Below are 7,798 nucleotides of genomic sequence, written 5' to 3' on the forward strand. Positions count from 1 at the left end.
TTCTCGCGGCTTCCCTTCGTTGATCTGCTCCTTGAGTTCGTAGAGTTCCTCAAGCGTGATATCGTCAAGCCGACCCATTATCAACTCTACCACACCTATCGGTAAATAATTTCCTTAATCACTATGAGACGGTCTGGCGGAACGCGTTATCGGGACAACCGGAGACCGTTCGCGGGTGTGGCGGAGCTGACGGACAGCAGACCGTACGAGGGACGCGGGCACGCTTAGTGCAATCGCAGCGCGTGAGGAGACCCGAACTCCCGACGGCGAACTCCGAACCGTTTTTTCGCCGTCGGACAGTAGCCCGCGTATGGTACTTACGGCAGGAGACGACGCACCCACGGTGAGCGCCCGTAATCAGGACGGCGAAACGATCACCCTCGAGTTCGAGGAGCCGACGGTGCTGTACTTCTACCCGAAAGACGACACGCCGGGCTGTTCGATCGAGGCCAACCAGTTCCAGCGCGAACTCGAGAGCTACCGGGACGCCGGCGTCTCGGTGTACGGCGTCTCGGTCGACGACGTCGACTCCCACCGGTCGTTCTGCGACCAGGAGGGGCTCGAGTTCGATCTGCTGGCGGATCCCGACGGCGAGGTCGCCGACGCGTTCGAGGTCGATCGCCGCGGCGACGCCGGGCCGACGGCGCGGACGACGTTCGTCCTCGCGGACGGATCGGTGCGGGCCGTCTACGAGGACGTCGATCCCGACGGCCACGCCCGGGACGTGCTGCTCGAGGCGGTCGACGACGGACTGGTCGAGTTGCCGGAGTGAACGCGAGACGAGACGTTCTGTCCTCGACGGCCGGGCAGAATTTATCCCGGTCGGCGACGTACGACCACGTATGCGACGAAATCCGTTCGACGAGATCGAAGAGGTGCTCGACCGCGTCAGCCGCCAGGTCGAAGAGGGAATGACGAGCGGCGGCCTCCAGGTACCCGGCTCCGTCCCCGTCGACGTCGCAGACACGGGCGAGGAGTACGTCGTGACGGCCGACCTCCCCGGCTACGAGACGGACGACATCTCGCTGACGCTGTCCGACGGGACGTTGCGGCTCGAAGCGACCCGTGAGGACGAACACGAGGAGTACGCCGAGGGGCGGTACATCCGACGGGAGCGGACCCGAAAGTCAGCGAACCGGCGAATTCGACTGCCGGAACCCGTCGAGGAGGAGTCGGTTGCTGCGGGGTACGAACACGGCGTGTTGACGGTTCGGCTGCCGAAGGAGTCCGGCGACGACGAATCGCGGGAGATCGACATCGAGTGAGACGTTTCGCAACCTCGACCGCGTCCACCGGACCCGGATCCCGTCGAATCCAGTTTTCCCGCCCGTTCCGTGCGTCGGATCGCGGCGAGGCGAGCGTTCTCACCCGCTCGAGGCGACGTCTCATCGACCGGTGGATGGAAAGCTATAGGGCGACGACCCGACCACACTCACGTACAAGATGAGCGACGCGGGATACGACCACGCGACGGTCGAACGGCGCTGGCAAGCGGCGTGGGACGACGCGGACGTCTACCGGACGCCGGACGACGTCGACGAGCCGACGTACGTCCTCGGGATGTACCCGTACCCGTCCGGCAAGCTCCACATGGGACACGTCCGAAATTACACGATCACGGACGCGTACGCCCGCTACCGCCGAATGCGCGGGGACGACGTCCTCCACCCGATGGGGTGGGACGCGTTCGGTCTGCCGGCGGAGAATGCGGCGAAAGACCGCGACACGAACCCGCGAGACTGGACGTTCGACTGCATCGAGACCATGCGCGACCAGATGGACGCGATGGGCTTTGGCTACGACTGGGAGCGTGAGGTCACCACCTGTACACCCGAGTACTACCGGTGGAACCAGTGGCTATTTAGTCGGTTTCACGACGAAGGGCTCGTCGAGCGCCGCGACGCCGACGTCAACTGGTGTCCGGAGTGCGAGACCGTCCTCGCGGACGAGCAGGTCGAGGGAGAAGCCGAACTCTGCTGGCGCTGTGACACGCCGGTCGAACAGCGCGAACTCGAGCAGTGGTTCCTGAAGATCACCGAGTACGCCGACGAGTTGCTGGAAGCGATCGACGACCTCGAGGGGTGGCCGAACTCGGTGCGCCAGATGCAGCGAAACTGGATCGGCCGCCAGTACGGCACCGAACTCGAGTTCGCCGTGGAGGGACACGGCTCCGTTCGAGCCTTTACCACCCGCGTCGACACGATCTTCGGCGCGACCTTCTTCGCGCTCGCGCCGGATCATCCGATCAGCGAGAAGCTGGCCGAAGAAGACGACGAGATTCGTCGCTTCGTCGAGCACGAAGCCGATCCCGACGGCGACGAGCCAAACGGCGTCGCGACCGGACTGACCGCGACCAACCCCGTCACGGGCGACGAGATTCCGGTGTACGTCGCGGACTTCGTCCTCTCGGACGTCGGAACCGGCGCGCTGATGGCCGTCCCCGGCCACGACGAGCGCGACCACGCGTTCGCGACGAAACACGATCTGGATATCGTTCCCGTGATCGCGCCCGAACCCGGCGACTGGGACGGCGAGACGATTCCGGACGCGCCGGACGTGAGCGAGGAGGCGTTCACCGACGACGGCGTGCTCGTCAACTCCGAGGAGTACTCCGGCCTCGACAGCGAGACCGCCCGCGAGCGGCTCACCGAGGACGTCGAGAGCGCCGAACACGCGGCGCAGTACCAGCTGCGCGACTGGGGAATCTCCCGGCAGCGTTACTGGGGGACGCCGATCCCGGTCGTCCACTGCGACGATTGTGGCCCCGTCGTCGTTCCCGAAGAGGAGCTTCCGGTCGAGTTGCCGGCGTTCATCAACACGACCGGGAACCCGCTGGACGCCGCCGAGGAGTGGAAACGGACGAGCTGTCCGGAGTGTGGCGCGACGGCCACCCGCGAAACCGACACGATGGACACCTTCGTCGACTCCTCGTGGTACTTCCTGCGGTACGTCTCACCCGCCCTCGAGGAGGCCCCGTTCGACGTCGATCGGGCGAACGACTGGATGCCGGTCGATCAGTACGTCGGCGGCATCGAACACGCCGTGATGCACCTGCTCTACTCGCGCTTTTTCACGAAGGTGCTGGCCGACCACGAGGGTCTCGAGCACCGCGAGCCCTTCACGAATCTGCTCGCCCAGGGGATGGTTCAGCTCGAGGGCGAGAAGATGTCCAAATCGAAGGGGAACGTCGTCTCGCCCCAGCGGATCGTCGAGGAGTACGGCGCGGACACCGCCCGACTGTTCATGATGCAGGCCGCCCAGCCCGAGCGCGACTTCGACTGGAGCGAGGAGGGCGTCCGGTCGACGTACGCGTTCCTCGGTCGCCTGAAGGAGCTCGTCGACGACTTCGTTCGCGACGAGCCGGCGGGCGAAAACGACGCCGTCGCGGCGTACGTCGACGCCGAGATCGACGCGACGATCGACATCGCCACCGCGGAGTACGACGACCTGACGTTCAACACCGCCCTGCGGGAGACCCAGGATCTGGTTCGCACGCTCCGACAGTACGCCGATTACGCGGAACCTCACGCCGAGACGTTCGAACGCGGTCTGTGGGCGGTCGTCCGCCTGCTCTCTCCAGTCGCGCCCCACGTCGCCGAGGAGCTGGCCGACGCACTCGGATACGACGGGTTCGTCGTCGACGCCGACTGGCCCGAGGCGAAGATCGACCGCGACGCCGTCGAGAAGCGACGCAAGCTGGTCGAGAACACCCGCGAGGACGTCCGCCAGATCGTCGACGTGGCCGGCATCGACGACCCACAGGACATCGACGTCGTCGTCGCCCCCGAGTGGAAGTACGACGCCTTAGAGATCGCGATCGAGAGCGACGCCGACAACCTGATCGGCGAGCTCATGCAGGAGAGTCACATCCGCGAACAGGGCGACGCCGCCGCCAGCTACGGACAGGACCTGCAGGCCGAGCGCGAGGCGCTCTCGATGACTCTCGGACCCGGCGAGGAGCACGCTGCGCTCGAGTCGGCCGCCTGGCTGATCGAACGCGAGTTCGACGCGCCGGTGTCGGTCGTCCGAGCCGACGAGGTCGACGAGAGCGTGCTGAAAAACGCCGAACCCGGACGGCCGGCGATCGAGATCGAAGACTGAGACGGATTGCTGTAACAATTTACCGGAGCGACCGGGTGCTGTCCCGCGGTCGCTCCGGAAATGACGTACGGTAAACCGTGTGAGGTCGCCGTCGGTTCCAGGCGGGCGCTGACCGTACGCGACGGCCGCTCCCCCGTGGCAACCGACGCGCTCGAACCGGCGTTCGCTCGACGTTCGCACGCTCGAGGTCCCGCAACGAATCGCGCCCGTCGCGGCCGATGGCAGCGCATTTCGCCGACCGGACGTCCGTCTATCGAACGTCCGGAGGCGACGTGCAGGGCGTCGGGGAGACGGGTTTTCGGTATCGCCACGGTAGTTTTTGGTATCGCGACGAATCGATGTCCGTATGCACGTCCGAGAACTTCGCGGTCGAGAGGACGTCCGCGCGATCGTCCGACTGCACGGACGAGCGTGGCGGGAGGCGTACGACGGACTGGTCGCGGACGAGATTCTCGAGGACCGGATCGTCGATCCGACCGACGGCGACGTCGACAGGTGGCACCAGCAACTCCGTGAGAACGAGGCGGGGGTGCTGGTCGCCGTCGACGGCCGCGACGTTCGCGGATTCGCCGACTTCCGGTGGAACGACGCGGAGACGAAACCGTTCGTCGAACCGGACGAAGCGGAACTGAAGGCGATCTACGTCGATCCCGACTCGTGGGGTCGGGGCTACGGCACCGCGTTGCTCGAGGCCGGCCTCGAGCGACTCCCCGCGAGCGTGGGCGTCCTCCGGCTCGAAGCGTTCGCGGAGAACGACCTCGGCGCGTCGTTCTACCGCGCTCGCGGCTTCGAGCGGACGGGGACGAGCACCATCGAGATCGGAGATCGGCGGTATCCCGTCGCGCGCTACGCGCTGGAGATCGACGGCTGATCGCGCGAGGAGTTCTCGAGGATCACGGCTGAACCGGACTCTCGAGCAGCCGTTCGGTCGGTCTACGACGCCGGTCGAACGGTTTTTTCCGGTTAGTTCGAAGGCGGGGAAACGCGCTACGAGAGCGAGACGATCGCCGACTACCTCGAAAAACACGGCACTCGAATCGACCGGTCCCGACACCCGGGGCCGCTGTTCCGTCTCGTCGCTCCCCTTCGTCCTCCACTCAGCGGAACTATTTTCCCAGTAGAGAACTCTTCTACGGACGTGAGCACGTCGATCAAGGTTACGGATGCGACGAAATCCCGCCTCGAGGAACTCCAGGCGGAGATTCGCCTCGAGACGGGACGGAACGTAACGCAACAGGAACTGCTCGAACGGATCGTGACCAGCAGCTACGAGTCGAAAGACGAACTGATCGACTCGTTTCGAGACGAGTTCGAACCGCTGTCGGACGAGGAGATCGAGCAGTGGCTCTCTGGAACGGTCGACTCTGGCCTCGAAACGAAAGAGGAAGAGATCGACGACGTTCTGTACGGCAAATGAGCGTGTTTATCGACACTGGTGTCTTCTTCGCACAGCACGACACTGCTGCATCGAGACACGAGGCGGCAACAGTCGCGATGCAACGCGTGTTGGCAGGACGATTTGGGCAGCCGTATACGAGCGATTACATCGTCGACGAAGCGATGACGCTGACGAGACGACGAACGAACAGCTACGAGGATGCACAGAAAATTGGACGGCGTATTCTCGGGCGTGGTAGCTATCCAGACCGAATCGATCTCATGCCGATAACGGTGGAGCTGTTCGAGGAGACACTCGAAACGTTCGATACGTACAGCGACCACGCTCTCAGTTTTACCGACGCGAGCACGATCACAGCCGTCGAACAGAACGATATCGATGCCGTCCTCAGTTTTGACGGCGACTTCGACGGCATCGTCGAGCGAATCGACCCGACGGCGATCGACGAGTAGCTCAGACGGACTGCTGGATCGGTTCCGGCGCAACCGCGACCGTCCTGCGGGTGCGCCAGTAAATCGGCACAGCAGGCCGTATCACTCCTCCGGTGGCCCGGCGCTCGAGTAGCGCCAGCGTCCTGGCGGTCCGATACCGAGCGGACGGCACAGCAGATACTCGAGGCCGCCAGCCAGTACGACGACGACCAACAGCACGGACGCTCCCCAGGCGTACAACGTCAGCGGCGTCGGCAGCAGTCCGAACCCAGGTCCGTCCGGCGGCAACGTTTCGAGCGACAGGAGCCACGTTCGATAGGTCGCCCAGCCGAACGCAACGAGGACGATCGCGACCGGCGAGACGAGTCCGACGCGGGTGGCGAGGACGATCGGCACCGCCGCGAGCAGTATTAGCCCCATCACGATCACCGCGAGCACGAGCAGTCCCGTGGGCTCGGCTCGGACGAGTTCCGCCGATCCGGGCAGCAACGGCCGCCGCTCGAGGACGGTCTGGAGCCCGTGGACGGCGAGCAGGTGACCGATTCCGGCGAGGAGCGCGACTACCTCGAGTCGAGTCGGGAGTGGTGGGTTCCGTTCCGGCGATCGGAGCAAATACTCCGTCGGCACCGCGAGCACGAGGAGCGGGACGACGACGAACGCCGTGGCTCCGAGCGCGAAGACGACGGTGGGCGGCTCCCCGAACCCGAGGATCGGCCAGACGACGGCCCCGACGAGCGCAACGAGCCCGAGTCCGACGGCGACCGAACACCGGACTCTCCAGGCGATTCCCAGGAGAGCTCCAGCGAACGCGAAAAGCAGGACGAACGCGAGCCAGAGTCCGACGTCGAAGTGCTGCCACCACGGAATCACCGCCGAGTCCGGCAGCAAGACAAAGATCACGGCGACCAGCACCGGCAGTCCGACGCCACCGACGAGTCCGGCTCGAGCGAGCTGGCGGTTCGTCACGTCCGGATCGGGAGGTCGGGATTCGAGCATGTCAGCTCCCCACGACGGTCCAGCCGGCGAGCACCACGACCACAGCAACCGGATTGGCCACGAGCAGTGCGATTGTCCGTCTCGAGAGCGGTTCGGTGTCCGCTTCTCGTCGCTGCGTGATGACGAGCCGGCCGGCGAGTCGATCCATGCACGGACAGTCGTGATCGATGATAAAAGAGCGCTCGGGTACTCAAACAGTCGTTGAGTAGTGAAGCACGTGTGACAGCGTCGCGTTAGTCCGCCGCGACCTCGAGTTTCGCCTCCTCCTGTGCGCCGATCGCCTCCACGATCAGTTCGGCGACGTCGACGATCTCGATCTCGTCTTCGAAGTCGCCGGTCTTGCGACCGTCCTCGTACATCGTCATGCACATCGGGCAGGCGACGACGAACTTTTCTACCGCCGCGCCGGCGGCGGTGTCCTCGAGCGCCTCGCGGAGGCGTTCCTCGCTGGGTTTGGGCTCTTCCTCGAAGTCCATCCAGAGGCCGCCGCCACCGCCGCCACAACAGAACGAGTTGGCGCGGTTGCGCGGCATCTCCTGGAGGTCACAGCCGGTCGCCTCGATCAGGTCGCGCGGGGCCTCGTACTCGTCGTTGTACCGCCCGAGGTGACACGGGTCGTGGTAGGTGACGGTGTAGTCGAGTTCGTCGCCCGAAAGCTCGAGTTTGCCCTCCTGGACTAACTCTTCGACGGCCTGTGTCCAGTGGAGGACGTCGATTTCGCCGTCGGCGTTCCACTGATCCTCATACTCGAAGGGCATCATCGGGTCGTCGGCGAACTCCGCGAAGTCGACCTCGGGGTACTCGTTTTCGAACGTGTTGTAGGAGTGGGGATCGGTGCAGACGATCGCGTCGAACTCGCAGTCCTCCCAGG

The 7,798-nt window shown here is 65.0% G+C and carries 9 protein-coding genes; 6 read left to right on the forward strand and 3 right to left on the reverse strand.

Annotated features, from left to right (window positions below; genetic code table 11):
• Window positions 1-310: 310 nt before the first annotated feature.
• The 6 genes from EA472_RS21410 to EA472_RS21435 all read left to right on the forward strand — a co-directional run bounded on the left by EA472_RS21410 (window position 311) and on the right by EA472_RS21435 (window position 5,952).
• Window positions 311-772 (forward strand): peroxiredoxin, encoded by a 462-nt coding sequence (locus EA472_RS21410; protein ID WP_124193500.1) that lies wholly within the window; start codon window positions 311-313, stop codon window positions 770-772.
• Window positions 773-842: 70 nt separating this feature from the next.
• Window positions 843-1,265 carry an Hsp20/alpha crystallin family protein gene (locus EA472_RS21415; RefSeq protein WP_124193501.1) on the forward strand — a complete coding sequence of 141 codons (423 nt, stop codon included), beginning with the start codon at window positions 843-845 and terminating at the stop codon, window positions 1,263-1,265.
• Window positions 1,266-1,443: 178 nt separating this feature from the next.
• Window positions 1,444-4,101 carry a leucine--tRNA ligase gene (gene leuS, locus EA472_RS21420; RefSeq protein ID WP_124193502.1) on the forward strand — a complete coding sequence of 886 codons (2,658 nt, stop codon included), beginning with the start codon at window positions 1,444-1,446 and terminating at the stop codon, window positions 4,099-4,101.
• A 346-nt stretch (window positions 4,102-4,447) separates the two neighbouring features.
• Complete coding sequence (locus EA472_RS21425; protein WP_124193503.1) at window positions 4,448-4,972, forward strand: GNAT family N-acetyltransferase; 525 nt, start codon at window positions 4,448-4,450, stop codon at window positions 4,970-4,972.
• Between the two features lie 267 nt (window positions 4,973-5,239).
• Window positions 5,240-5,518 (forward strand): hypothetical protein, encoded by a 279-nt coding sequence (locus EA472_RS21430; RefSeq protein ID WP_124193504.1) that lies wholly within the window; start codon window positions 5,240-5,242, stop codon window positions 5,516-5,518.
• Complete coding sequence (locus EA472_RS21435) at window positions 5,515-5,952, forward strand: type II toxin-antitoxin system VapC family toxin (RefSeq protein ID WP_124193505.1); 438 nt, start codon at window positions 5,515-5,517, stop codon at window positions 5,950-5,952. Before EA472_RS21430 ends, EA472_RS21435 begins: the two co-directional genes overlap by 4 nt.
• Before the next feature lie 81 nt (window positions 5,953-6,033).
• Here EA472_RS21435 and EA472_RS21440 read toward each other — a convergent pair whose 3' ends face one another.
• From EA472_RS21440 to EA472_RS21445, 3 genes are all read right to left on the reverse strand, one after another.
• Window positions 6,034-6,927 carry a hypothetical protein gene (locus EA472_RS21440; RefSeq protein ID WP_124193506.1) on the reverse strand — a complete coding sequence of 298 codons (894 nt, stop codon included), beginning with the start codon at window positions 6,925-6,927 and terminating at the stop codon, window positions 6,034-6,036.
• A 1-nt stretch (window position 6,928) separates the two neighbouring features.
• A complete protein-coding gene (locus EA472_RS22710; RefSeq protein WP_165874963.1) occupies window positions 6,929-7,075 on the reverse strand; it encodes a hypothetical protein in 147 nt (48 codons plus the stop codon).
• An 85-nt stretch (window positions 7,076-7,160) separates the two neighbouring features.
• Window positions 7,161-7,798 (reverse strand): (Fe-S)-binding protein (locus EA472_RS21445; RefSeq protein WP_133306991.1); only part of this gene is annotated, 638 nt, incomplete at its 5' end.

Origin of the sequence: Natrarchaeobius oligotrophus (assembly GCF_003841465.1) — an archaeon.
Classification (GTDB): domain Archaea; phylum Halobacteriota; class Halobacteria; order Halobacteriales; family Natrialbaceae; genus Natrarchaeobius; species Natrarchaeobius oligotrophus.